Annotated in this window: 9 protein-coding genes; 2 read left to right on the top strand and 7 right to left on the bottom strand. The window is 67.4% G+C overall.

Annotation, left to right across the window (positions count from 1 at the left end):
* Window positions 1–200 precede the first annotated feature (200 nt).
* Both ACFWPQ_RS40830 and ACFWPQ_RS40825 read left to right on the top strand, forming a co-directional pair.
* Window positions 201–1,652 (top strand): radical SAM protein, encoded by a 1,452-nt coding sequence (locus ACFWPQ_RS40830; protein ID WP_384046806.1) that lies wholly within the window; start codon window positions 201–203, stop codon window positions 1,650–1,652.
* Between the two features lie 20 nt (window positions 1,653–1,672).
* Window positions 1,673–1,879, top strand: coding sequence for a hypothetical protein (locus ACFWPQ_RS40825; protein WP_384046803.1), 207 nt, complete (start codon window positions 1,673–1,675; stop codon window positions 1,877–1,879).
* Window positions 1,880–2,113: 234 nt separating this feature from the next.
* On the opposite strand, the gene ACFWPQ_RS40820 is transcribed toward ACFWPQ_RS40825, so the two are convergent.
* The 7 genes from ACFWPQ_RS40820 to ACFWPQ_RS40790 all read right to left on the bottom strand — a co-directional run bounded on the left by ACFWPQ_RS40820 (window position 2,114) and on the right by ACFWPQ_RS40790 (window position 25,291).
* Complete coding sequence (locus tag ACFWPQ_RS40820) at window positions 2,114–4,117, bottom strand: hypothetical protein (RefSeq protein WP_384046800.1); 2,004 nt, start codon at window positions 4,115–4,117, stop codon at window positions 2,114–2,116.
* A 340-nt stretch (window positions 4,118–4,457) separates the two neighbouring features.
* Entirely contained in the window at window positions 4,458–4,802 is a 345-nt protein-coding gene (locus ACFWPQ_RS40815; RefSeq protein WP_384046797.1) for a helix-turn-helix domain-containing protein, read from the bottom strand.
* A complete protein-coding gene (locus tag ACFWPQ_RS40810; protein ID WP_384046938.1) occupies window positions 4,799–5,926 on the bottom strand; it encodes a tyrosine-type recombinase/integrase in 1,128 nt (375 codons plus the stop codon). Before ACFWPQ_RS40810 ends, ACFWPQ_RS40815 begins: the two co-directional genes overlap by 4 nt.
* Window positions 5,927–6,043: 117 nt before the next feature.
* A complete protein-coding gene (locus ACFWPQ_RS40805; protein ID WP_384046794.1) occupies window positions 6,044–6,493 on the bottom strand; it encodes a hypothetical protein in 450 nt (149 codons plus the stop codon).
* Between the two features lie 534 nt (window positions 6,494–7,027).
* On the bottom strand, window positions 7,028–7,771 hold the full coding sequence (locus ACFWPQ_RS40800; protein WP_384046791.1) for a hypothetical protein: 744 nt from the start codon (window positions 7,769–7,771) through the stop codon (window positions 7,028–7,030).
* 391 nt (window positions 7,772–8,162) lie between these two features.
* On the bottom strand, window positions 8,163–16,202 hold the full coding sequence (locus tag ACFWPQ_RS40795) for a SpvB/TcaC N-terminal domain-containing protein (protein ID WP_384046788.1): 8,040 nt from the start codon (window positions 16,200–16,202) through the stop codon (window positions 8,163–8,165).
* Window positions 16,202–25,291 (bottom strand): neuraminidase-like domain-containing protein, encoded by a 9,090-nt coding sequence (locus ACFWPQ_RS40790; protein WP_384046785.1) that lies wholly within the window; start codon window positions 25,289–25,291, stop codon window positions 16,202–16,204. Before ACFWPQ_RS40790 ends, ACFWPQ_RS40795 begins: the two co-directional genes overlap by 1 nt.
* Window positions 25,292–25,511 lie beyond the last annotated feature (220 nt).

Genomic DNA, 25,511 nt, shown 5'->3' with positions numbered 1-25,511 from the left:
TCTCCCGCCCTATCATCGGAAATCGGAGGCGACCCGGCGCACATGCCAAGCCTATGCCCAACGGCTGGCGTCGTCGTCGAATTATCCGGTAGAAGGCCACCCCGTTAACCCATCCGAACGAAGCCCGCACGCCAAACGGCGGAACCTCGAGCAGGTTCAGTACGGGGATTGCGGCTACGGTCCCCACGAATGGAGGCGGAATGCTGAAACAGCTGCCGCTCCTGAACGTTGCGAACACATCCGGGTGCGGGTCATGCGCGTCCAAAACCCGCCCACCGGACATCTCCGCCCTCGCGTTGCAAGAAGAGATGCGCACCCTGGTGCAGCGAGCAGCCGACCAGCAGGCCGAACATGTCACGCTGAGCGCAGCGCCGACTGACTCGGGGCCCACGGAGCTCACGCTCGCGCTCGACGAACCCGTGTCACTGGTCAACGAACTACACCACGAGCCGGTGAACGATTCCCACGTTTGGGTCGGCGTCCAGGAGGCGGCGCTGGCCGTGGCGGACGACGCACAGCACCGGCTCATCGTCAGGCTCGTGGCCGGCGAGTCGCCGCTCAGCATCGCGAACGACGTCGGATGGAGCGATGTTTCGAACGTCGTGTCCCTCCTGGCGACCTCCGGGCTGATTCGCGGGTTGACGGGCTACCGTGACCGCACACCCGTCGGCGTCAGGGTGTTCGCTCGCCTCCACCTCACGCAGGCCTGCCAGCTCGAATGCGCACACTGCTATGCGGATTCGAGCCCGCACGTCGATCGCGCGAACGAGCTCCCAACGGCGCGGTGGCGCAGGTTCATCGACGACTTCGCCGCGCTCGGGGGCCAGCAGGTGCTGTTCACCGGCGGGGAGGCGCTGATGCATCCCGGCTGCCTCGAGCTCATGGCGGCCGCCAAAGAGCATCGCATGAAGGTGACGCTGTTCAGCAACGGCCTGCTGATTCCCAAGCTGGCTGAGCAAATTCATCCGCTGGCCAATTTGGTGCAAATCAGCATCGATGGACCCGATGCCGAGTCACACGATGCCATCCGCGGCCGCAACTCCTTCAAGCACGCAATCGCGGCGGTGGACAGGTTGGCTGAACTGGGCACTCCGACGCGCATCGGAATGACGATCGTGCCCGCCACATGGCCCAACTGGGTGCAGAAATTCACTCAGCTGCGAGATCGCTTCGCGGGGGCGCCGAACGTCGTCTTCAAGTTCACCTACGGCATCATGCCGCACGGCCGCGGCAGCCAGATTGACCCCGCCGGGCCGGCGTCGCGAGAGGAAGTGAACGACTTCCTCAGAGCGGTCAACGGTAGCGCTCCAGAGATCACGCGGTATATGGCCACGTGCGGGTACGCTGATCAGATGGTGATCGGACCCGATGGGTCGGTCTACCCCTGCCACCTGCTGGACGGGAAGGTCTGCCACATCGACGATATGCCCGTGCGCAAAATTGTTGACCTGGTGGCGGGACTGGCAACCCAGGTCGACGTGGACCATGTCGAGGGCTGCAAGACGTGTGAAATTCGGTATCTTTGCGGCGGGACGTGCCGCGTACGCGACAGCAAGAACACCGGCTCTCGCCTGATTACCACGTGCACGCCTGAGGACAAGCGTCGTATCTACGTGAAGATGGCTGGCGATTTCGTTCAGCACGTGCGGTAACAGCCGAGAAGGGGTAAATCATGGCCGACGAACCCAAGGTGCCTGAGTCTCTGGAACCGGAGTGTGAGGACACGCTTCGCGTCCCCGAGGAGAGCGTTCACCTGTCCAGCAAGGGATTGCGGATCGTGCTCGACGAGGCCACGCTCGCGGACCTCAGCGATCTGTTGGATCAGAACTCGGAATGTGCGCCCGGGTGTGTCAGCCTGCCCGGTGGGCCCCGCTGCTGACTCCCAGACGAGGCTCGGGGGGCAGTAGTCGACCAACCGCGCCTGGTCCTTGACGAGGGGGCGTCCCCGGCGTCCTGGGCTGGGCCTTGGGGGACGGCCCGGTTCGGGGTTTCGGTTGGCCTGCAGCTCGCGAGTAGCGCTTGCGTGCTGTGTGCCAGCGTTGTCGCTGCTGTGCGCGATCCGTCTGCGGGCCGCGAGCGGTTCGTCCAGCGACTGGACGGCTGACGGCCCGCCTCACCTCGGCAGCTTGGCTGTGCGTTCGGGATGGGCAGTCCCTACGTAGTGCATGGCGGTCTTCTCCGTGATCCCGAACAGGCGCATCAGCTTCAGCGGATCGCCGCAATCGAACGCCTCGTTGAGGATTCGGTCCTGGCGCAGGCCGTCCAAGGTCACGCCTTTGGGTAGCACCCCTCGGAGCGTGCCGATGTTGATGGCTGGCTGGTCGGGGTCGAGCGCGGTCTTCTGGCTGACCAGCAGATGCGGGTTCGTCGAGGCCGGCCAGCGGCGGTGGCGGTAGGTCAGCCACTCGGCGGCAAGGCGGTGCGTGAACTGCTCAAGGTAGAGGGTGTGCCGCAGCAGGCCGCGTCTGATCTCGACGGTGCCGCGGGCGAGGTCCACATGGTCTGTCTGGATCGTGCGGATGTCGTGGCCGGAGACCGCGTGCACGGCAGCCAGGGCGACGGTCAGGCGCCCGAGCGGAGTGGCGGCGTGGTCCAGCAGCCCGGCCAGCAGGTCGCTGGGCAGCGACTGCGGCATCCCCTTAAGGTCGCCGACGGGGAGGTTTCGGGCGGGATCGCGGAAAACGACGCGTTGCCGCTTGAGGGAGCGGAACAGGCTGCGCAGGACGATGGCGAGTTGCCGGCGGGCGTGGCCGGACAGGCCGTTCACGGCGTCCTCGACCTGCTGCTGAGTGATCTCCCGCAGCGTGGCCACCCCGGTCGCCGTCCAGTCAGTGAGCACCGGCTGGACGTAGGCGAAGTAGCGGCGGACGCCGTCCCACCTGCGGAACTCACCCTCCCGGCGGCCCTGGCTGCGCAACACGTCTACCCAGGCGCGGACCTCGCTCGCGAAGGGCTGCGGCAGCGCGTCAAGGGCGGCCTCGATCCAGGCCAGGTCGGCGTCCCGGTGGAGGTCCGGGTCCTCGATGAGCAGGCCGCGGGCGCGCAGGAACTGGCACACAGGCTTGGCGGCGAGGTTTGGATCGAGCTGGGCCAGGTCGTGGACGTCACGCTCGAGGACGGCCGCCTCGGCGCCGAGCCAGTACATGAGGATGGTGAGGGTGTGGATGTTCTTGCGGTAGTCCGGGGCCTGTTGGTCCGCGCGCAACTGGAGGTACTCCTCCACTAGGAGCCGCGCCCGCTCGGTCAGAGGCAGATCGGCCCGCGGTCGGCGCCGGAGCCGGGCGAGCACTGGTGACCAGTCGCGTCGAACGGTGAACAGCGTTTCCTGTCCGCGAACCACCCATTCTGCGGGTGCCTCGTCTGCGACAGCAGCAGGCGAGGCATCGCCTGGCACCGGCAGGACGGGGCCGCCCACGCCAGCGGGGAGGGTGATCTCCAGTTGAGTGGCTTGGGACGTCGCGGGCCTGGCTTCGTCCAGGAGGCGGTACGGATGACAGGTGCGGCAGCGGTCGGCACGCAACGGCAAGTTCTCACGGCGGCACCGTACGCACTGGCCGCGCGGATGTCGCTCGCGCCAATGTCGGCACGGAGAGCAGCGGAACCCAGCCCGGCGGCCCACTGGCATCCAGCCGTGGCAGTCCCGACACTGCCGCGGCGCGCGCGGCGGAATCGGCACCGGATCAGTGATGTACGGGGTGCGGGCGGGATGGTCCGTGCGGGAAAACCGCATCGGCTCCGGTGCCGCTGCCAGCAGGCCAGCCCGCAGCAGAACCAGCCGCACCGCATCCCGGTGAGTGGGCAGGTCCCGCAGCATCGGCTCGGGAAGCCGATCAGCTCCCTCGGCCTCACCGACCGCCAGGGCGAGGCGGACTATCTCAGCAACCTGGTAGTGCCAGCCCTGGCTCATGCCATGCTCGGCCGCCATCTCCACCAGGACGGAACGGGCACGGTCCCAGCCGGACAGCGGCCGACCGATGATCGCCCGCACAGTGGCATCCGTCAAAGTGCGCGGCATGGTGAACAGGGCAAGCTGGCGGCGAAACCCTGGCACAAGCACGGTCGCCGCTACGGCGGGTGCCTGCTCCTGCCTGAGCTTGAGCCTCCACGCCTGGCTCACGCGGCGCCCACCATCGGTCCTTCGGACCAGCTTCCGGGCCTACGTCGCGTAGTCGCGCCACGTGCCGACGATGAGCTGCAGGTCGCGCGGCCGGGCCCCTGCACCGCCCAGGGCCCACTCGGCGTCATCGACGGCCCGGATCGCCTGCAGACACGGCTTGCACAAGCCATCGGTATTCAAATGGGCCTCGTGCCGACATCGCGGGCATTCTCCCCGCCCAGGGTACGTCTGCTTCCAGGCCCGGCAGCCGTGGCACGTGGGGGTCCACCGCAGTACCGACCAACTCAGGCACATCTCGCAACTGCGGGCGCTGCCACCCTCGTTCGCCATCTCCGATTCCTCAGCTCGGCGGCAACGAGCGCGGCCCGCCGCGACGAGGTCCGCGCGGCACCGGCCGCCCCGGCCCCGACGACTGAACCTCGGCACCCACGGCCACGTCGCCAGCCTCCCCTGCCGGCTGGGCGCCGGCGAGCGGTTCGGCCTGGAGTAGATCCGCGACGGTGCAGTCCAATGCCGCACACATCAGGTCCAGGTCGTCCAGCCGCACCGTGACCGGAGTCCCGCCCCACAGTGCGGCGACCTTGCTCAGCGAAGGGTTGAACCCCACCTGCTGGAAAGCAGCCAGCACCTCGGTCGGCCGCCACAGGTCCCGCTGGGCGGCCACCATCCGCAGATTCCACCTCACCGGAGGTTCCCCTTGTCCATCACCAGTCGTTGGGCCGCCCGGGAACTCGCGGCCAGGTTCGCGTGCTCCGGGTCGGCGTGCGCGGTCGCCATGTACCGCAGGGTCGTGGTCGCCCAGTCGTGTCCGAGGACCTTCTGTACCTCCCACAACGTCATCCCGCGTTCGTAGTTGTGGGTGGCGCAGGCATGCCGTAGCAAGTGCGGGAACAGGTCGCTGACCGGTCCGCTCAGATAGGCGCCGGCCGCCTGGTGCAGGGCCCGGCGGAACGTCGAGGGGATGATCGCCGGCGCGATCGGAAGGTTCAACGCCGCCACCGCCGTGGGTTTGCGCTCGGACGGCCACAGCGGCGCCTTGGGATGCTCGACGTCGTCGCCGAACTCACCGCGAATCTCCTCGATGTACCACCACAGCAGAGCGCGGCCCTCCTGGAACATGTACGCCTCGCGCGGCCGGGGCCCCGACCCATGGGCACCCTTGCCGAGCACGACAAAGCGGCCCCAATGTCCGTGCTCCCAGTGCAGGTCGCCCATGCACACCCCACACAGCTCGGCCGCCCGGACCCCGGACAGGTACGCCACCTTCGTCATCACGTAATCGCGGCACGCGACCAGGTACTTCCGGGCGTTCGGCAGATCCTCGCGCCAACGGCCGAAGAAGTCCCGCAGCGCTGCCTGAGAGGGCGGGATCCGCAGACCGAAATCGCCGCGATGGCGCGGCCGGTTGAACAGGTCGATGGGCGACTCGACCGTGTGGCCGAATCGGCGCATGATCTCGCCGGCGTAGCGCTGTTCGAGGAACGCGAAGTACGCGTCGATCTTGTTGATCTTGCCGCGCAGAGTCGACGGGGCACGCTTCCCAGGTCCGGCGAAGTACCGGTCGACCTCGCGGGAAGTGAGCTGCCACGGCACCGTGCCGTAGAACTCACAGACCTCCACCACCGGTTTGATCAGGCCGTCCAGCGTCGTCGGTGCCAGACCGGCCGCATCCCTCGCCCACTGATACTCCGACAGCGTGTCGAGGAAAAAGCTCTCCTCGTCCTGCGCCGAGATCCGTGCCTGACGGCGCCGCTGGAGTGTGACGACGTCCGCAAGTCCGCTCTCGACCGAGACCGCAGCGGGGTCCACCGGCACAGTAGGTCCCGGCACGGGGCGCACGAGCGTCAGCGCGCGAGTTTCGGAATCTGACACGAAGCCGCAGATTACGGTGATTACTCGCAGAATCTGCGAGTTACTGCAGATATCTCACGCCATCGAGTGAAGGGCCAGCACGGGATGATCTACCTGCTGAGATGCAGGTTCATAGCCTCCGAGCAGCCTCCGGGAACCCGCGCGTACTCCACTATGGAGGACGGAGCCGTCGGGCAGCAGCGTCAGCCGCCGGGGCCGGGTCTTGCCCAGGTAGTCCATCCCTTTGGCCTGGTAGATCGTTCCGTAGTGGCCGGGGAAGACCAGCTCGGGGCTGTGGGCTGTGAGACGGGCCCTGGGCTCGGGGTCGCTGTGCGCGACGATCCCGCGGACGCCCCGGGCGGCCGCCAGCCGGAAGGCGCGGCCCTGCAGCCACGTCTCCGCGTTGGCCGGTACCTCGTCCAGCAGTACCAGCCGGCTCAGCTCCAGTGACTCCTCGTACGGGGTGAGCCTGGTGAACACCGAGGTGAGGACGGCGGCCTGGGTCGGGATCCCCAGGGCGAGCACTCCCACCAGACTGCTCGCCGGCGGCGCGGCGGTGTCGAAGAGGCCGTAGGCGAAGCGGACGGCGGGCCTTATCTACAGCTGTCAAGTAGGCACACAGGTGAAACCCTTGAGAGCACAATCAGTTATGTAAGGCACTGCGGCACCGGTATCGACGTCACCAGCGCGCCGCCCGGCGACTGGGTCTGCTGCAGACAACTGTCGGCTGGAGTCCGGTCAACGAGGTCATCCTGGACGCGATGGACGCGCTCGGCGCCTTTCACGTCGACGGCATCGTCATCCGGCCTCACTGATCGTCCACCGTGACCTTGTGCGTGCCTCCCCTCGCCGTAGCGGCGGGTGAAGATCGCTTCGGGGCGGCCGGCCACCGCGCCGGCTCACGAAGGCGACGATGAGTTCGTCCCCCGTCGGCGTCGCCACGGCATTCTGCTACGGCTCGGCTGCGCCGAAACGCTAGTTGAGCTGCAACGGTTTGCGTCCACCACGCCGCGGGCCGCGCCAGGAGGCACCGAGCTGATCGGGTTCGCGTCCGACCACTCACTTGTCGGGCCGAGCGCTCTGCGCCGCCGCAGCTGGCGCGGAGTTGCGGACCTTCTCGTCTCGCTCGCGGAGGTTCGCGTCCGGAGAGCCGGTCTGCGGCGGGAGCTTGGCAGCAACGTACGCGCCGTGGCTGACCCCGAGCAGAGTCAGAAAGACGCCACCGAAACCGGGCAACGCCTTGAAGTTGCTTGCCGAGCCGGCCGTGTGCAGCGACTGCCCCACCGCCGCGATGTACGCAAGGACTAGCACCAGTGTGATGAGGAAATTCTGGAACTTCGCGATGTCTACGACCTTGTCCGCGAAGGTGCCCTCCTCCTGCATGTAAATCTGGCGGAGCCGGGGACGCCACTGCTCCCGCTCGTCACCGGTCAGCCCCTTCTTCAGGAACCGCCCGGGCATGCTTGCCGCCACGCTCTCCGGCCGCGTGGCGTCCTTGTTCGTCTTGGCGGCGGTGGTCAGTACTCCGGAGCCGAGGCTAATGCCCATGACCGCTAGCACCTCACCCGGGATGTCGAAGTCAAGCGGCGGCAGGGCGTGGCAAATCCGGCCGGCAGCGGTGCCGGAGACTAGCGACATGATCACGATCGTCCACAGCGCGACTTGCAGGTGGGTGAGGCTGTACCGACCACGGGCATCGATCAGCAGGCCGGACATGTGGCCGGTTACCCTCCAGCCCTGTAAGACGCCAATGACGACGATCAGGACGGCGCTGACGATCCAGGAGATGATGATGGCCCACATCGAACGCATCCTTCCTGCTGAGGCACACAATTGCCTGGATCACCACGCTCCTGACCAGGCGTTTTACGAGGTCGGTCAAGAAACAGTCCGTAGCTTCGGTCCCACTCACTCATTTCGGAGAGCCGTAGCACGAGGTCCAGTCCGTCCGGTCCGCGACGTTTCCGAACCGGTGCGTGAGACATCGCACAGCGAAATGCGAGAGTCGGATTCAACAGGCGTGATCAGGCAAGACTGCGACAACTGGGTCTCCTGGGCGCTCGAGTGGCTTTGCAATCCCGATCTACCGAGGAGCCGTGTCTTTAGGCGCCGCTGCCGCCGGGATTACCCGATCCAGACCCCAGGTCCACTGACCACGCCCATCGAGGGGTATGCGGAAACTTTCTGAAGCATGCTAATCTCCCAGATTCTTCCATTGCAATCTGTTAATGAATGCGTGGCGACGGGATCCCCCCGCGTTCCAGTCGTTGTTCGGATCCAGTGCGCCTCCTGCTCCATGGCATTGCGCGCAGAACGGGTTGACGTTCTCCCCGTTCCGGAATCGCTGCATGTTCCTCTCCATCAATACCGGGTCGATGGCGACCCAGCCTCGTGGCCTCATCTCGTAGACCATGATGGGGGCGGCAATGATCAGCCCGACGCCCGATGCGGCTGCGCCCACTTCTGCTACACCTGCCGCGCCGAACACTGCCCCACCAATCTCCAGGCCTCCACCTACGAGACTGGCGCTCCCACTGGTGATCTTCCCCGCGGTGACGATTCCGGGGTCTCTCTTGGTGTCCACGCTGGCGAGCATGAATACGCCACCGGCCATGTTGAAGGCGCCCACACCTCCGGTGAGCCAACGCGCGCCCGATGACATGGGAGCAAATTCCGAGATTACCGGCGCCCCCGCCGTGGTTCCAGGCGGCAGTCCGAACTGTCCTCCGGAGGCTTCCCAGGCCATCTCCCATGTCTGCGCGGTTCTCCGGCTCACAGCGATGCCGCCGATATCGACCGCAGGCTGATCTATGACAGCGGCACCGACCCGCGGATGCTCGACGGTCAGGTTCTGGAATTGATTTTCCCAGGCATCCTGGAGCATCAATCGCTCGGTGCCCCCGAGTTTGTCGCTGCCGATGTGACCCATCTGTACGAGGTCGGGTGCATCCGCCAGTTCGGCGTGCGACAAGCCTCTCGTCGGTTTGAAGTTGCCGTTCTCGCCCAGCAGAAAGCGCAACGGATGGTTCGGATCACTTGAGATGATCGCCTGTGCTGCACTGCGCATCTGAGATCGCGAGGTCCCGATCAGCACTCCTTCGACCGGCGTGGCCAACGGCGCGGCGGAGCTCAGGACGTTGCCGGCCACGGACAGGCCGGTACCGACACCGAAGGAGCCGGACGGCGCCGAGGCTCCGGGCGGCGGCTGGTTGCGCTCACTCTCCGGGAGCGACTGCTGCAGCGCCTCTTCACGCGCCGTGGGCTGCGTCGGGTCGATGCACGACTGCAGTGTCGGATCGCAGGTCGTCCCGGTCGGGTCGCTGAACGTCAGCGGGTTGTTCCGGCCGTAGGAGAAGAGATTCACTCCGTCGGCCATGCCGTCCGGGTCGGCGCTTGTCCAGCGTCCCAGCCACGGCGGGTAGTACCTCGCTCCGTGATAGTAGAAGCCGCTCTCCTCGTCTCGCTCCTTCCCCGTGTAGCGATACCGCTTCGTCGTTTCCGTCTGGCTGCGCACGGCTTGATAGGTCGAGGAGCCGTAGGGTGCGTATTCCTCGTAGGAGATGATCTGCGCGTGATCGTCCAGCTCGAGGCTGGTCGAGCCGAGATGGTTGCCGAGCTGATACCGGATGAGACGCCTCGGCGCCTTGTCGTCTCCCGCGCGGTCGAGGGTGCGCGTCTCGACGAGCGCCAGGCGCCCGGTGTCGTCCATCACGTGCAGCGTCTCGCGCTCGAACGTCAACGTCTGTTCGCCGTCGAGGTTCTCGCGCCTGCGAAACAGCTCGAACCCGCCGAGATAGATGCGCTCTTCGGCAAGAGCCGATGTTTTCTCCCAAACCTTGCGCACGCGCTGGCCGGAAGCATCGTAGACGTAGTATGCCCTGCCGCCGCCACCAAGATCCGTCTCGTGCAGCTGATCCCTGTAGTCCCAGCGCATGTTCGGTTCCGGTGAGCCGCCGCCGAGGTGCGGCATACGAAGCATGTTGCCGTGGGCGTCGTAACCATCGGCGCCGGTGCTGTACGTCTCTGTCGTCGCCCCGATCGTGGTGCTTGTCAGGCGGTTACTCTGCTTCCCAGGCTCGAGCTGACTCGTCTCATCGTAGGCGTAGGTCCTCGTCCACCCGGATCGAGCCGGATCACTGCCGCGGTGTTGCATCGAGAGGACGTTGCCCGCGACGTCGTAGGCGTACCGCTCGAGGTAGTGCCCCATCGCGTTGCCGTCGTTGGGGTGCGGCAAAACGACGCGTGGGGCGTCGTCGTAGGAGTACGCGATCGGCGCGCCCGCCTGCCCCACGTGTTCGCGCCCCGTGGCCTCGATCAGTCGGTAGATGGCGTCGTAGGTGTAGTCGGCGCTCGGCTCCACGCGGGTGTTGCGGAAGTAGATCGTCTGCTGGGCTTCGTCGCGGATGGAGGTGATGTTGCCCGCCGCGTCGTAGGCGTAGTGGAGATTCTGCACCTGGCAGCCTGGCCAGCCAGCCGGCGGCGGCTGCGGGCAATCGCCAGGAAATGTGGCGGCATCGCGGCGGGTGAGCAGATGCGTGAGGCGGAAGGTCAGCAGGTCGTAGGTGTAGGTCGTTGTGGCGCCGTTGCCGTATACGATCCGCACGCGCCGGCCCTTGGCGTCGTAGTCGATGTCTGTGACCGCGTGCAGGTCCGCTGTGGCGGGATCGAGGAGATGGCCTGGCTCGGCACGCTGGTCGAGCCAGGCATCTACCCGTTCCAGGAGGTTGGCGTCGTTGTAACGGTGCTGAACGACGTTGATCTCCGCCCCCGGCTGATCACTGTGCGGCGCGATCGACTGCGTCACACGGTTGAGGGCGTCGTAGCGGGTGTGGCCCGTATACGTCTGTGGCTCCAGCCGCAGGGCCCCGGACCAATCCAGCACCGTGCGGTACTCCACCGCCAGACGGCGGCGGCTTTCCAGCAGATTGCCTTTGAAATCGAAGCGGTCGCTCGCGACGACGCCTGCCTGGTCGTCGACCTCGGCCACCTTGCCGCGCAGGTTGTCGTCCTCCGGGTTCGGGCGTCCCTCACCGTAGATGTTCCGCACGACGACCAGCTCCGGGCCTCCGGCTTCGCTCAGCAAGGAATCTGTTGGCCGCCGCAGCGGGTCGTAGGCGATCCGCATGCGGCGGTCGCGGCTATCCCAGGCGTAGAGCGACTTGCCCGCGACATCGTTCAGCACCCAACGCTCGCCGGCCTCCATGCTGGCTTGGTGGACCGGGTTACCGAGCATGTCGTAGGCGTAGCGCATGACGACGCGATCTCTGGCGTCGATGATCTCGCGCTGGTTGCCTTCGATGTCGAGGAAGACCCGCGTCGCGTGGAATTGCTCGACGGGCGGATCCGGTGTCGGCGTGTCGCTGTACTTGGCCTTGTTGGAGGCAACCGTGAGGAAGGTGCGGCCCAGCGGGTCGGTGTGGGCGACGGTCGGCGTCGCAGAATGAACTCGCGTCTTCTCGGCAGCCCGCGTCTCGTTCGCGCGATCGGCCGGGTCCGGATAGCGCGCAGCAAAGGCTGCGGCGTAGGCCGCATCAGTGCGCAGCGCGTGCCAGGTCGGCAGGTAGTCAGCGTTCGGTAAGCGGGCGAAGAAGTCGGCCACATCGGCATCGGCCTTGGGGTCGGCGATCAGGACCGTGTCGTTGACGTCCCAGGTCTCCTGTCGCCAGGCGTCGAAGATGGCCTTGTCCCAGGTGTGCTCAGGGTGCAGGGTCGCGACCGTTCGTTCGACCGGGTCATAGAAGAGCACGGGGCTCACGCCGATCTTGACGTCGAACTCGAAGCGGTGGGTGTCGGTGAAGAACGGCTCGTACTGGCGGACGGGCTTGCCCTTGTTGTTGAAGACCGTCCAGTCGCTGCCCACCCAACGAGGGCTCACATCGTGCGGCGTCGTCAGGGGGTGGCCGTCCGGGCCCAGGATGATCCTGCCGCGGCCGTCGCGTCGGGGCACGGGACCTGACTCGGCCTGGATCTTCTTCTGGATCTCCCGGCCGAAGCCATCGGAGTACGAGAGGCTGACCTGGATCTTCGACTGCTGACCCGCCGGAAGGTCGCTCAGGTGGGTCTCGCGGGCGACGGTGGCGGCGACGGCGGGCGGCTTCTTGGCTGGATCGGGTTCGCGCCAGTACGCGGTCAGGTCATAGATCACGCGGGTGGTGGCGCCGGCGAGCAGGGTTGCCGCGACCGGGCCCCTCGGATCGGCCAGGAACTGGTCGATCTCGGCGTGGGTGAGGTCGGGGGCGAACCCGTCCAGACCATCACCCTCCACCGCGGCTGGCGTTGGCTTGCCCATGACCGCGGTGCCGACGACCATGCCGAGGGCGTCGAAAGCGACCGCTGACCGGTTGCGGTTGGCATCCATCACCAGCTTGGGCTGCAGCACGCGGTAGTCCTGCGCGCGACGGATGAGCCGCTGATTGGGGCCGGCGTCCCGCTCGCCTGCGGTGACCCGGTTGTCCAGCGCGTCGCGCGTCTCTTCGACCAGGAGGTCGTACGCATCGTAGGCCACGAAGCTCTCGGTACTGACCGCATCGTTATGGAATGGATCGCGGTAGCGGTGTGGCAGGAAGAAGTGCTGCCGGGCGTGCGCCAGCTCCTGTACGGGCGTGTGGCCCGGGTCGCTGGAATAGAAGACCTGCCCGGACGGAATCCACCAGTTGGCGTCGCCCTCGGTGTGCACGTAGCGGCCTTCGTTCGCCAGCACCGCGTCGGGGACGCGGCCGCCGTAGACCTCGGCGACCAGGGCTGGCGTGAAGGCGAGCTTGTAGCTTTCGAAGGGCAGTGCCAGCGACTGCAGCACTCCTTGCGGTAGAGACCCGCTGAGGTCGTTGCGCCGGTAGTAGGTGCGCAGGTGCTCGATCAGGCGCTTCTCCAGACGCCCGGGGGTGGCCTCCTGCTCGTAGTCGAGCGGAATGGCCGTGGACGCAGCCTCCTGGACTTCGTCGAAGGCGAAGCGGTCGCGCGCCGGCAGCAGCGTCAGACCGGTCAGCTCGTGGGTGCGCGACTCGCATGAAACCGGCGTGCGGTGATCGTCGGACTGGTCGACAGCATTCGTATAGGTGGTCTCGGTCGCCGTGATCCAGATCTTCGCCTGCGCCGCCCGATCGATCGGGTCCAGTGCCGGGTCCGGTTGACGCCGCCCGTATCCCACGGTGGCTGACCGTTCCACGTTCCCGTAGTCGTCGACCGCGAGCGTGAACGCGTGAGTGGTGCGCGGATCCGTCGGAATGCGTTCGTAGTGGCGGGAGATCGTCTCCAGAGGGTGGGTAAGGAACACGGCATGCCGGTTCGGGCCGCGGTCCTGCAGCAGCCGGACCGTCACGTTCTGCTCCGTGACCTTGTACGGGTGGACGGACTGCGGCGTGCCGTCGTCGGCGTAGACCTCCTGGCGCAGGATGGACCCCTTCAGTGCCCGGCAGGCCTCGCGCCGCGCGCCGGTGTCGAGCCCCTGCGGCAGCACCGTGTCGGGCAGCAGCATCGCTGCCGCCTCGGCGTCGGTCAGCCCCGGTTCGCGGTAGTACTCGGCGGCGAGGTGGGCCGCGACCTGTTCGCCCGGGCGGAAGACCCCGGTGTGATACCAGGTCACCGTCCGTGCCGGTGGCACGTGGGAGACCTCGTCCTCGTTCGTCGCCGCGGTGCCCTGGGCCAGGTCCGGGTAGGTCTCGGTGTCCGACTGCTCGACCCGGCCGAATCCACGGAACTCTCGTTCGAAGCCGTCGAAGTATCCGTGGGCGTAGCGGAACCGGCTGACGAACCGGTTGCCGCTGATCCGGTCGATGGTCTCAACCCTGCTGACGCAGTGCACGGGGAAGGGGAGCCGGGTGGCCCACGGCCGGCCGGCCTTCAGATCATCGAGGTAGAAGCGGGTGGACGGCGCGTACTCGACTGCGGTCTCGCTGCCGAGATTGTTGACCGACCGGACGAGCAGATGCGGTTTGATGCCGCCCATCAGGTCGATGTACCGCATCGGCGTCCGGGTGTCTGCGGGCGCGGGCGAAGACCACACGAGGCACGCCGTGCCGTTGCCGAGCAGATCCGCGACCTGGACCGCGCTGAACTGACTGACCGGCGGAAAGCCCCGCAGGCGAAGGGGATCCGTCAACCGGTTGCCGGATTCATTCACATAGAGCCGTACGCCGTCGCGGCCAAGGTAGATGATGTCCGTCGTGTTCGAGCCGTCGATGTCGGCGAGCCGGATCCGCCGCTGGTCGAAGGCCTCCGCAGTGTCGAACCAGGGCGAGTTGCGCAGGATGATGCGCGACCCGAACCGGCCGTACCCCAGGCTCGGCCAGTAGGCGACCTGCCCGTTGCGGATCCGCACCAGGTCGACGAGGCCGTCGCCGGTCATGTCGGCCAGATACACCGCCTGCTCGCCGTCGGCGAAGACCAGCCGCGGCCCGGCACCGGCGTCGTCCGGCTGCGCGACCCGCTGCCCGGCGGCGAAGCCGTGTTCGCCGAGCGAGGGATACCAGGTCAAGGCGTCGGCCTCGGCGAGGAGGATGTCCGCCAGGCCGTCCCCGGTCAGGTCGACGAACCGCAGGTTCGGGTCATCGGGCCGGACAGTGGGGACGGCGCTCAGTGCACGCCACGGCGTCCAGCCGTCGTCGTCGCTGCGGGCGCTGAAACCCGGCGACGGGCCGTCCAGCACCGTTGCGTCGAGCCGTCCGTCGCCCTGCAGGTCCAGCAATTGGCCGCGGCCGGTCCCCGGGGCGACGGCGGCCGGTGCGTCCCGCAGCGGGATTGTCGGGCCGAGCCGGCCGGAGCCGAGATTGGCCTTCCAGTACCAGGTCCCGTTCTGCGCGCTCAGCGCACCCGGCAGGCCCACGCCGTCCAGGTCGACCCACTGGTACAGCGCCCCGTCCAGGCCGATCGGCAGGTTGCGCAGGCTCTCGTTGTCCAGGGTGTGCACCGCCTGGTCGATCACCGGCTTGCTGTAGGTGAACTCGACCGGCGGAAAGGAACTGCGCAGGTAGCGGCCGTCTGGCTGGCGGATGTAGCCGGACTGGGTGACCGACATCAGGAACGATCCGATGCGCGTGCTCCCTTGATGGGCGAGTTCGTCCTCGGGAGCCAACTGGCCGTCGTCCGCGAGGTCGCGGTAGTCGAACTCGGTCGACCGGACCAGGTAGGGATCCGGGCCGAGGTCCGGGATCCGGTGGAACATCAGCACTGCGGTGCAGCGGCGATGGGTCCGGATCTCGAATCCTGCCCGGTTGCTGGAGAACGGGTCGGGCCGCACCGGCCACGTGCCGGACGCATCGACCGATGCGTCGGCGTAGTGGTGCTGGGCGTCCGCCGGCACTCCGGGATTGGGCGGGCGATGGGTGAGATGACCTTCGGCGTAGTCGAGAACGGCTTCGAACATCCAGTCGCTGGCATCGGCCTGGACCAGACGCGAGGTTCGGTTGCCGTAGAAGATCCGCTTCAAATACCGCATGCGGACGTGGTCTCGGATCGTACTGCCCGGCAGTGGCGGCTCGATGCCGCGCTCGTCTTCGGGCTCGTACTCGTAGACGATCGCATTGCCCCGGGCGTCGTGGCTCTCGCAGATCAGCCACTGAAATGTCCGTGCTCCGTCCTCGATCCGGCTCTCGGGGGTGCGGCCGTAGAGCGTGGTCACGTTGTCCCGGCTGATCGAACGCCAGTGTGTCTCGCCGGTCGCCGTGTCCACCCAGCGCTCGATCCGGGCGAAGAGCCCCTCGATCCGCGGGCGGTAGCGGTGAACGCTGAACCCCGGGAAGGTGGTGGTGTCTGCGTGCCGGGTGCCATCGGTGTTCAGCACCGGCACGAGATCCTCGGCGCCGGAGATGAGGAACACATCGGACTCGTCCGCATCCGCGTATCGCGGCAGACCCTTGTCGGTCTTCCGTATGAAGGCCGGTGTGTTCAGGGACCAGCCGAATCCCCACACGCCGTTGCCGTTGCCGGAGTCGTAGCCGAGAGAGAGCGATGGCCCGAACCCGGACCGCCCGGGTGACAGCGGGATCGGGATGCTCATCGAGGCCGTGCCGGTCACGGGATTGGTGCCGAACTTCTCGCCGATCCCCTTGATCGCGCCGCCTCCTTTCGGCGTGCTGATTGAGGGAAGCGCGGGTTGCGGGCTCGCTCCGGAACCGGTCTCGGCGGTGCTGCCGGAACGGATGTCGGCGCCGGATGGACCACTCGGCTGGCCCGGCGAAGGCGTGCCCGGCTGGCCCGGGTTCTCCGGGATCGCACCGGGGAAGGGCGGGCCGGCCATCACAGGAGGGTGAAGCGCTCGACGACCCAGAACTGGCTGATGCTCGCCGTGAGATCGGCGATGGTCAGCTTCAGGCTCGTCACGGGCGCTCCGACATCGTGCGCCGCGAAGACGGCGAGGTCATCTCCGACGGGCGCACCATTGGTGAAAGAGACATCGACGCCTCCCTGGACGACGGTGATCTGGTCCGCGCTGAGGTCGCCTTGAACGAAGAGGTAGATGTCGCTGGCCACGACCTTCTCCGGATCCCGCCCCTGGGTGAAGAACGGCAGGGTGCGCGTGATGTCGGGCAACTCGACGACCCGCTCGGTGGCAGCCGCCGGTGGGTGCATCCCGGCATACCAGGCATCCGCGAGCTCGTTGATCACGTCGAATGCTGTGAAGAGCCCTTCGGTCTGGCTCAGGTCCTCGACATCCTTGATCCAGTCGAGCAGAGCGCCCTCTGCCGCTGTGCGCAGCGCATCGCCGCCGTCCCTGCTCGTGTACCGCAGTCGCATGGTGACGTCGGTGATGGACCGGTAGTCGAACTGGCGGAACCTCCGGGGGAGTTCCAGCCGCCAGGAGCTGATCACCCCGGCGCCCTCCCCGAACAGGAACCGCTCGCTGTTCAGATTGAGTTCGAAGGAGCCGTTCTCGGAGTCGGCCGAGCTGAACGCTGCCGCGGTGAGTGGAATGTTGGTGGTAGCGAAGCGTGGATCGTCCTCATCGGTGCTCTGCGGGTAATTGCCTGCATTCCTCGCCTCCGGTGTGGCCCGGTACTGGTGCTTGAGCAGCCTGACGGTGGCGTTGAGTCCGGTGTGCGGGCCGATTGTGCAGGGCATGCTCAGGCCCACGGTCTTGATCCGGCGCTGGTAGTGACCGGGGTAGTCCATGTCGAAGAGGACCTCTGGAAGCGAGAACTCGCAGGCGCCCGTCTCACGCAGGGTCATCAGGGCGGCGGGGTCGAGCTGGCGCAGGGAGATCGTTTTGGTGATCTCGAAGTCGTGGCCGCGGGAGTTCTGGTGGGCCGACTCCAACTGTTTGAGTCCCTGCCAGAGTTTCTCCCCGGCCAGCAGCCCGTCGCGGGCCGGATCCCAGTAACCGAACTGGATGAAACCGGGGCCGGTGTAGGCACGTTCGAAGCGGAACAGTTTCTCGGCCTTCTTCGCCAGCTCGTAGGCGAGTGTGTAGGCCTGGTAGTGCAGGTTACTGAGCTGGCCCTCCATCCAGGTGTAGAGCGCCGGCCCGCTGTACTTGCTCTCCAGGAAGTCCAGCGCGGCCTGCGAGTTGTCGATCGTGGTCTGCTGGTTCGTGATCTCCTTGCTGGCGATGTCGATCCGGATGTTTTGCGCGACCATCTGCTTGTCGATGTTGGTGATCTCGTGCCCGGCGATGTTGGCCTGCTGGACTCGTTCCTGCAGTTGCCTCTGCAGGGCCGCCTTGCGGCCGGCGTTGGTCGATTCGAACGATGTGCCGTTGGCCGCGACCTGCAGCTCGCGCGCGATGGCCTGGGTGAGGTTGCCGAGATTCGAGCCACCCCAGGTGAGCGCGGCGCCGACGCCGATCGGCGTCGCGTGAGCCCCCAGCGTCGGAATCGCATGGAACACGCTGGCCAGTGCCTCGATGTGACCGATCGCGGTCTGCCGGTCCCGTGCCTCGGCGGCCTTGTCCAGCTCCTGTTTCTCAAGCGCATTGACCTTGAGCCCGCCGACGTCCACCGGCGTCTCGATGAGGTCGGGTAGTTCGGCGTAGTCGGTGGTCTCGCTGGGCAGCTTCGACAGATCCTCACCGAGCAGCTTCAGCTGGTGGGTCAGCCGGTAGACGGCCGCCGTCCTGCTGGCCGCCAGGGTGTCGCGGGCCGCGGTGGCCTCCTCCAGTTGCTGCGTCCGCACCTCCATGATCAGACCGTTGATGGTGTGTTCGTGAACCGCCCGCAGATGCTGGAGTTCCTCTCCGTCGCCCTTCTCCTTCGCCGACAGGAATGCCGCGCCGAGCGATTTCAGCTCAGTGCAGGCCTCCAAGGCCTTCTGGATCAGGTACACGAACCGGTAGTCCGGGATGGGTGTGTCCAAATCGTTGAGCACGCTCGAGATGCTCAGTCCCGCGGCTGCGGCCGCCACCAGCAGGTTCGGATCCAGTGGTGCCTCGGACAGGGGGAGTGGCGAGTAGACGCCGTTGATGTCCTGGCACGCGCGGATCTTCGCCAGTCGGTCGTCGATCGTTGCGCGCAGCGCCTGGATCTCGGGGTTGGCCGGGATGCAGAAGTAGAGACTGGACGCCGACCCGAACAGGTTGGCCGGTTGCGGCTCGGTGATGGTCTTGCCGTCCGGAAGTTCCGTGAGGTCGGGCAGGTCGGGCTGGTTCGTGAATGGGAAGGCGAGTTCCAGATCGACCAGCGCATTGCTGAACGCGTCCCACCGGTCGAGCAGTGAGCGGTAGGTGGCAGGCTCGGTCTTCCCCCGCTTGGGGATCTCCTGCCCGGCCGGGCCGTAGAGGTGTGACGCCATCACGTAGCACTGGATGGCCATAGGAATGGTCTCGAGGGTGTTCTGCCGGAAGTAGTAGTCGCCGTACTCGATCCAGATCCGCACGTACTGCATGGCGGCCCAGCGCTTGTAGGCCGAGATGCGGCCGCGGGCCACGACATGCGGGTTGAAGGGATTGTCGCGCCACTCGCTGATGTCCTTGTCCGGTGTGTTCGGCTGCAGTCGCAGGAACAGATCCTGGGCGTCGCGGTCGATCTCGGTCAGCCGCAGGGGGAGGAAGCGCCATACCGGATCCTGTGCGGTGTCCTTGGCCGTCGGATTGACGATCCCGTGCATGACGCGGAGTGCGTCATCGAATTGCCGTGCGCTGAGTAGTCGCTGCGCCAGCAGCATGAGTGCGTGGAAGCCGAGTTCCCAGGTGTAGAGGGAGATTGGTGACCGCAGCTCGTGGAACAGTGCGACGTTGTTCTGCTGGTACGGGCCGTAGCGCTCGGGGAGCGGTGCGGCGTCGAGGTAGTACTGGAACAGCCCCTCAATGCCCCGCGTGTTCAGCGTGCCGAGCAGGGGCGGCACGTCTGCGTCGTCCAAGTGATTATCGGCACCCCGCGCGGGGGACAGGACCACCGATCGCAGATTGCGCCGTGCGTAGGGCCGGTCCGCGTAGAGCGGGCCGCCGGTCTCCGGCGCCTGCAGGGACCGGAGTGCATCCGAGCTGTCCCAGTGGAAGGTCAGCGGGGGGTCGGGGATGGTCCAGTCGGCCGCGTCCCCGCGCGCGTCCACGTGATGACCGCTGAACTCGAACCGCCCCACCTTGCCCGCGTGGTCGTAGTCGTGGTCGTAGACGTCGATCAGCACGGAGTCGCTGGTGATCCGTGGCACGAAGATGTACGAGCCGATGTCGGGCAGCACAGCACCCTTGTAGGAGTACAGTGCGCTGGTGGACAGCCGCTTGGGTGACCATTTGCCGTCACGGAACTCGCTGTAGTTGAGCTTGATCTCCCAGGACAGCAGGCTCTGGGTGTCGCTCACCGGGTTGCCGCCCACATCGTTGAAGGAGTCGCTCCCCGACGCCGCGGCCGGCGGGTCCGTCTTCCGGTTGAACTGCGGGAAGAAGATCAGCAGTCGGCCCTGGAAGACGACCGGAACGAGGTAGCAGCCGTTCACATTCGCCTGCACCTTCACCTTCGCCTGTTCCCGGATTACGTCGTAGCTGGGCACGTCGACCGGGACCCGCTGCCAGGGGTACCAGCGGATGTTCTGGGTGTCGAACACCCGGTAGTAGAACAGGTGTGGCGCGGCCTGGGTGCGGGCAAACAGGTGCACCATGGCGTTATCGACGTAGAGCCCGGCTGGTTCGAGCCCGGCGACCTCGTCCAGGCCGTCGACGTAGGCCCGCAGCGCCGCCTCGATGGTGTTCTGGTTGATGTCCTTCTGCAGTAGCTGCGCCTGCAGCGCGTCGAAGATTTCCGAGGTGTCGTCGCGCAGCTCGGCGCGCAGGTAGCTTTCGGGGTTGACGAACACCTTCCGGTTCGCCTCCCAGACGCGGTACTTCTGCATCCACCCCCAGCGCCGCCGGTCCAGCACCGTGGCGTCGACCCCGTGGTCAGCCTCCAGGCCCAGCAGGCACCTTTGGACGAATGTCTGGACGCTCGAGATCGCCTGCTTGATCCGTGACGTGTCCCGGCAGGTGCCCATCTCGACGTCGATGAGGAAGAACTCGAAGAGGCCGTCGGCGTCCAGCACGCCCCACTCGCGCAGCTCCGGGCGGGCGACGAGGTAGTCGACCAGGGCCCGGCGCTGGTGCGCTCGCAGCTCGTCGTACAGCGGCTCGACCGCCTTCTCCCAGTCCTCCTGGGTGAAGCGGCCCCGGTAGGCGGCTTCGATCTCGCTGGCCAGCGCATGGGCCGGCCAGAACCGCGATCCGGGGGCGGCCCAGGCGAACAGCTGGGGCACCTCGGCCCTGCAGGCGTCCACGACTTCCAGGGCGCGGGCCATCCGGGTCAGCATGATTTCGTTGCGGAACGGCGCCGGATCCGGGACGTCGAACCCGTCCGGCGCGAGCAGCTCCGAGACCTGTGCTGGATCCCAGCCCGTGGCCGTCACGATGCGGTCGGCCAGCTGGGCCGGGTCGGGTGCCGTTTCGCAAGCCCAGCGGAACAGGGCGACCATGGCGGCGCCGTTGCTCGAGATGGTGCTGCGCAGCCGGGTGTACGCCGCCAGCCGCCGCCAGCCGGCAAGGCCTGGGGCATCGAAGTCCCAGCCGCCGAAGTCCGGCTGGTGCAGGTCCAGCCAGCTCGTCTCCTCGGCATCGAGCTGGTGTGCGTTCATCAGGACGGCCGTGCGCCAGAGCTTCACGAGCACCTCGCCTACCCCGGCGGTCATGTGGTCGGCGAGCAGGGCCGACGCCGGGATTGCTGCCGTGGGGTGGCCCGTGGTCCGCCATGCCAGGCTGGCCAGCGGGATGGCGTGGGTGTTGAAGCGGATCAAGGTGCCGGAGCGCAGCGGGACCGGCCCGCTCTGCCACACGTTGTTGGGGTCCTGCTGCTGGCGATCCAGTGGCATCGCGGCGCCGTCGATCGACAGGGCGGCCGGCTCGGCGTCGAACCCCGAGGCCACGAAGACGTAGTCGTCGGTGGCGGGCACGATCAGGTAGCCGCTGAATCCGGGCTCGGCCGAACCGGTGGTCCTCAGTGACAGCAGTGCGGCCATCGCCGATCCTCCGTCCGTGCTGAGGACGGAGGAGAGCAGGAGGTCGGTCACCGGCCCGTCGAGACCTGCGGCCGAGGAGACGGTGTCGACAACGAGCTTGTGCGCCAGGCGGCTGCGCAGTTCCGGCAGCAGAGCCTGCAGAAAGGCCAGCCGCTTTCCCGCCGCGCTGGACGGCTCGGCGGAGGCCGGCTCGCCCGCGCCGGGCACGAGCCAGACGTCCCCGGCCAGCAGGACGCCGGCCAGCTGCCGTTGTGCGGCCGGATCCGCCACCAGCGGCGCTATGGTGGCCTCGAAGAACCGCTTCGGCTGTGCGGCGAGCCGGTCCAGGGCGGCGTGCCACGCCGGCAGCGCGGAGAGAGCCTGTACCAGGGCGCGGTCGTTGTCGTCGAGGATCCCGGTCACCGACAAAGTGGCGGGCGGCGCGGGCTGTCCCGGCTGCGCGGCCGGTGAGGTGTAGGTGACCCGTCCCGCCAGCGCCTGCGGAACCTGAATGGCCAGGCCTGCGGGCGCATTCGTGATCCAGGGCCAGCTGCCCTGCAGCAGGCCCACGATGTGGTTCACGACCGGATCGTCGAACAGCAGGCTGCACTCGGTGCGGAGGCGCTCCACCGTCGCGAGCGCAGCGTCGTCATCGCCCAGATCCGCGTGCTGCTGATCGATGGCGGTCAGCCCGTCGTGCAGGGTCTTGGCCAGCCGGAGCACCGCGACCTTCGACGGGGCCAGCGGGCGCCGCACGTCGTCGTGGCCGGTGAGTGCGAAGTCGAGCTGGCGCAGCGACAACCCGGCGTCCTCGGCCCGCTGCCAGTCCTCGAGGAAGGCCCAGGTCGTCCCGGCGTCGACGAAGGGGTCCCCGAACACCGCCCGGAGCCGGACCAGGTCGGGGGTCTTGAGCCTGAGCCGGCGGCCCAGCACCGCGTAGCGGAACAGCGCGGACAGCGTCGTGACGGTGAGCTCGTCCGGCAGGCCCAGCTCCGTGCTGAGGACGGCGACGTCCTGCGCCGCCATACCGAGCGCGGCCTGGATACCAGCGAGGTGGTCGGTGAGCGGCCCGGCGCCGACCAGGACCTGGCCGTTGGCGTCGGGGCGGAAGACGTCGTCGGTGCCCAGCACGTCGTGGCGCAGGAAGACCCGGGCATAGAGCGAGTGGTCCCCGGCCGTGCCGATGTCATCCCAGAACGCCAGCACGCGCTCGAGCTCCAGCCCCGTCCGGTCCATGATCTGGTGGACGAAGGTGAGTTCGTGCAGGAAGTCTGCGCTGATCGAGGCCGGGCGGGCGACCGGCGGGCACCCGCGGTCGGGCTGGCCGCACGGGCCGGTCGAGCACCCGCAGTCCTCCTCGGCGTCCCACGCCATGGCCTGACTGGCGTGGTCGGGGGCGTCCGGGTCGTCCTTGGCCTGGCCACCGTCGGCGCCCAGGCCGGCCAGCGCCTGGTCGGTCTCGGGTACGGTCCAGCCCAGTGCCCGCCACAGCCGGGCGAAGCATTGGATGCGTCCGTACTCCGCCTTGGTGACGGCGGACCCGTCCAGGTGGATCAGCCGCACCGGGTCCAGGTCGCAGGAGTCGGCTGGCGGCAGCCAGCGGATCCGTGAGCCCGGCCCGGTCTCACCGGGTGCCTCCTGTCGGGGCGAGGAGGGCCGGATCAGGAAGCCGTTCCCGTCAATCTCGCCGATCACGAAACCTTCGGGGCTGAGGATCTGGATGTTGCTCAGCACCCGCCCGCTGTTGAGGACCGCTTTCCCGTCCGGGTCCACCTGGCCGGTGGGCGCGCCGTCGAGGTCGGTGATGGAGCCGGCATGGTCGAGGTGGCCGAGCTTGCCCCAGCCCTCGAAGTCGAAGGGTCCGTATAGATCGCCGGTGATCGGAAGTCGGGGGCGCTCGCCAGAGTCCAGCACGATCAGCTGGCCGAGGCGATCGAACCAGCAGTGCACCCAGGCGGTGAGCTCCGCGCGGGTGAGGCCCTCCTCCGGGGCCGTCGGCCCGCACGGTCCATCCTGGCTCAGGCGCCGCCACAGCCCCGGAACCACGCCCTGCTGGGAGACCAGGAAGTCGATGACCTTGGCGAAACGCCGCTTCGGATCGGTGGTTGTGGTATCGACCAGGGTTTGCAGGAATCGGTAGCTCGCCTGGATTGCCATCGTCAGCCTCAGCGCGGGCCCGCTCGGCATCACCGGGTTGACGAAGCGGGTCCGCAGGATCTCGACGAGTTCGGCGTAGGCCAGGCCAGTCCGTGGCAGGAGCTGGTCCTTCACAAATGTGAGCCCCAGGTGGCGGGTCTCGTCGGCGTCCAGCATGTCGTCCGCAGATATGTACCCGTAGTACTCGTGCACCGGACGGACACCGATCCGCCGCCGGTAGTGCCGGGGACTGATCGTGTTACCCGTGCACAGTTCGAGATAGGCCCGGGGCGGGAACGCCTCGCCGGTGAGGATGACGTACTGCTCCTGGGTGAGGCCGAGGAACTCGGCATCCGCCGCGCGCTGCCGCAGCGCCGCCCAGAGCTCCCGGATCTGCGGAAGGTCGTCCGGGTCCAGGTTCTTCGTGTCACTGTCCGGCGGCCCGCTGTGGAACCGGTCGAGCACGTCGAATCGCGTGGTCTTCATCGCGCGCAGCCAGATCCGCATCCGGTCGATCGGCTGGTGGTAGGGCAGCCCGATCGGGAAGACCGCACTCTTCAGGATGCAGTAGGCCTCCTGGTTGACATGGTGTGGCTGCGCCTGCAGTTCGCCACTGGTCTCGGTGCGCACGTTGAACGTCTCGAGCGTGACCTGCTTGGGATCGTCCGTGTTCTCGGCGTAGTCGTCGAGGTGGACGACGAAACTCTCCATGATCTCGTTGACCAGGTCGACGTACGGCAGCACCACATTGGTGTTCGCACAGGTGAGTTCGAGGCAGCCCAGATCCGGCCGGCGTCGCAGCAGCTTCTCCAGCGGTGTCCCCGCGATCCCCGGCACGGCTGGCTTACCCGGGTCCAGGTTGTTGTTCCGCAGATACTGCAGCAGCTCCACGAAGTAGGCGGCCGGGCTGTAGACCGACAGGCAGTCGTCGCATTCGCAGAAGTCCAGATCGCCGAACAAGCCCTGGACGTCGAGGGTTGCCCCGGTGGCGTCGGCTGCCCTCTGCACCCGGTCGAGCCGCTCGCGCTGGGAGAGCGCGCCGTCGGCCAGCTGGATCCCGGAGCCGGTGATCTGCTGGCGCATCGCCGCGAGCGCGTCCTCGTTGCGGATCTGCACCCGCATCGCAGTCTCGTGCGTGCCGACGGCCGTAGCCGGATCCAGTTGGCCCTCCACCAGGCGGAGGAACTGCTCGCGCGGCGTCATCGCTACAGCCATGGCCGACCGGTTGCCCGTGCCGATGACCGCGGCCACGGCTTCCGGCGTGGGGCTGAACGCCTGCACGCGCTGCAGGGTCTTCAGCCCCTCGATCACGCCCTTCCGCTGATCCTCAGGGACGCCGTCCAGGGCCTCCGGAGCCCGGAGGGCAGAGGTGAGCGAGTCCCGCCGCAGATCGAACCTGGCGCCCAGATTGCCAAGCACCCGCACCACGCCAGCCTGCTCGGCGGCACCACCGATCGAGATCTCGTCGTCCTGCACCATCCGCTGAAGGACCGCGGTGGGCTCGCGCTGGAACAGTCCGGTGCGAAGCTGCCGGGCGAACGCCGTGCGGCGCTCCTGTGCCGTGTCGCCGGGCAGGTCAGCTGGCGGCGCGGACCGGCCGAGCGCCGTCACTAGGTCATCGAGTCCCTTCTGCAGGGCGATCTCTCGTAAGCTGGGCACGGCACCCGGAGCCGCCCCGAGCGCCGCCTCGAGTGGCCGGTGGCCACCGCTCCAGGCGACGAACTCCTCTGCCGCAGAGACCTCGTCGGGCTTGGTGTCGTCTGGGGCCAGCCGACGGATGGCAGCTTTACGAGCGTCCATGCGAAGTCCTCGGTCGGGGCCTTCTGATCGGGTTAGGTAATCCTGAGTTGACCAGGAACAGCGCTTCGATCGTGGTGTCGGGCTCCGCGTCGTCCAACGCGGCCGAACCCTGGAACGAGGCGTTGAGCGTCAGTCGAACGCTGTCCCAGGCGGCAGGCGGCAGCCTCTCGGTCTGCGGGAAGGCCCTCAGGCAAAAAGTCTCTACCGACTGCGCCCGCCC

It is taken from the genome of Streptomyces sp. NPDC058464, assembly GCF_042721035.1.
Lineage (GTDB): Bacteria > Actinomycetota > Actinomycetes > Streptomycetales > Streptomycetaceae > Streptomyces.
The sequence above is the reverse complement of the archived record's forward strand: the minus strand, read 5'-3'. Positions and strand labels throughout refer to the sequence as shown.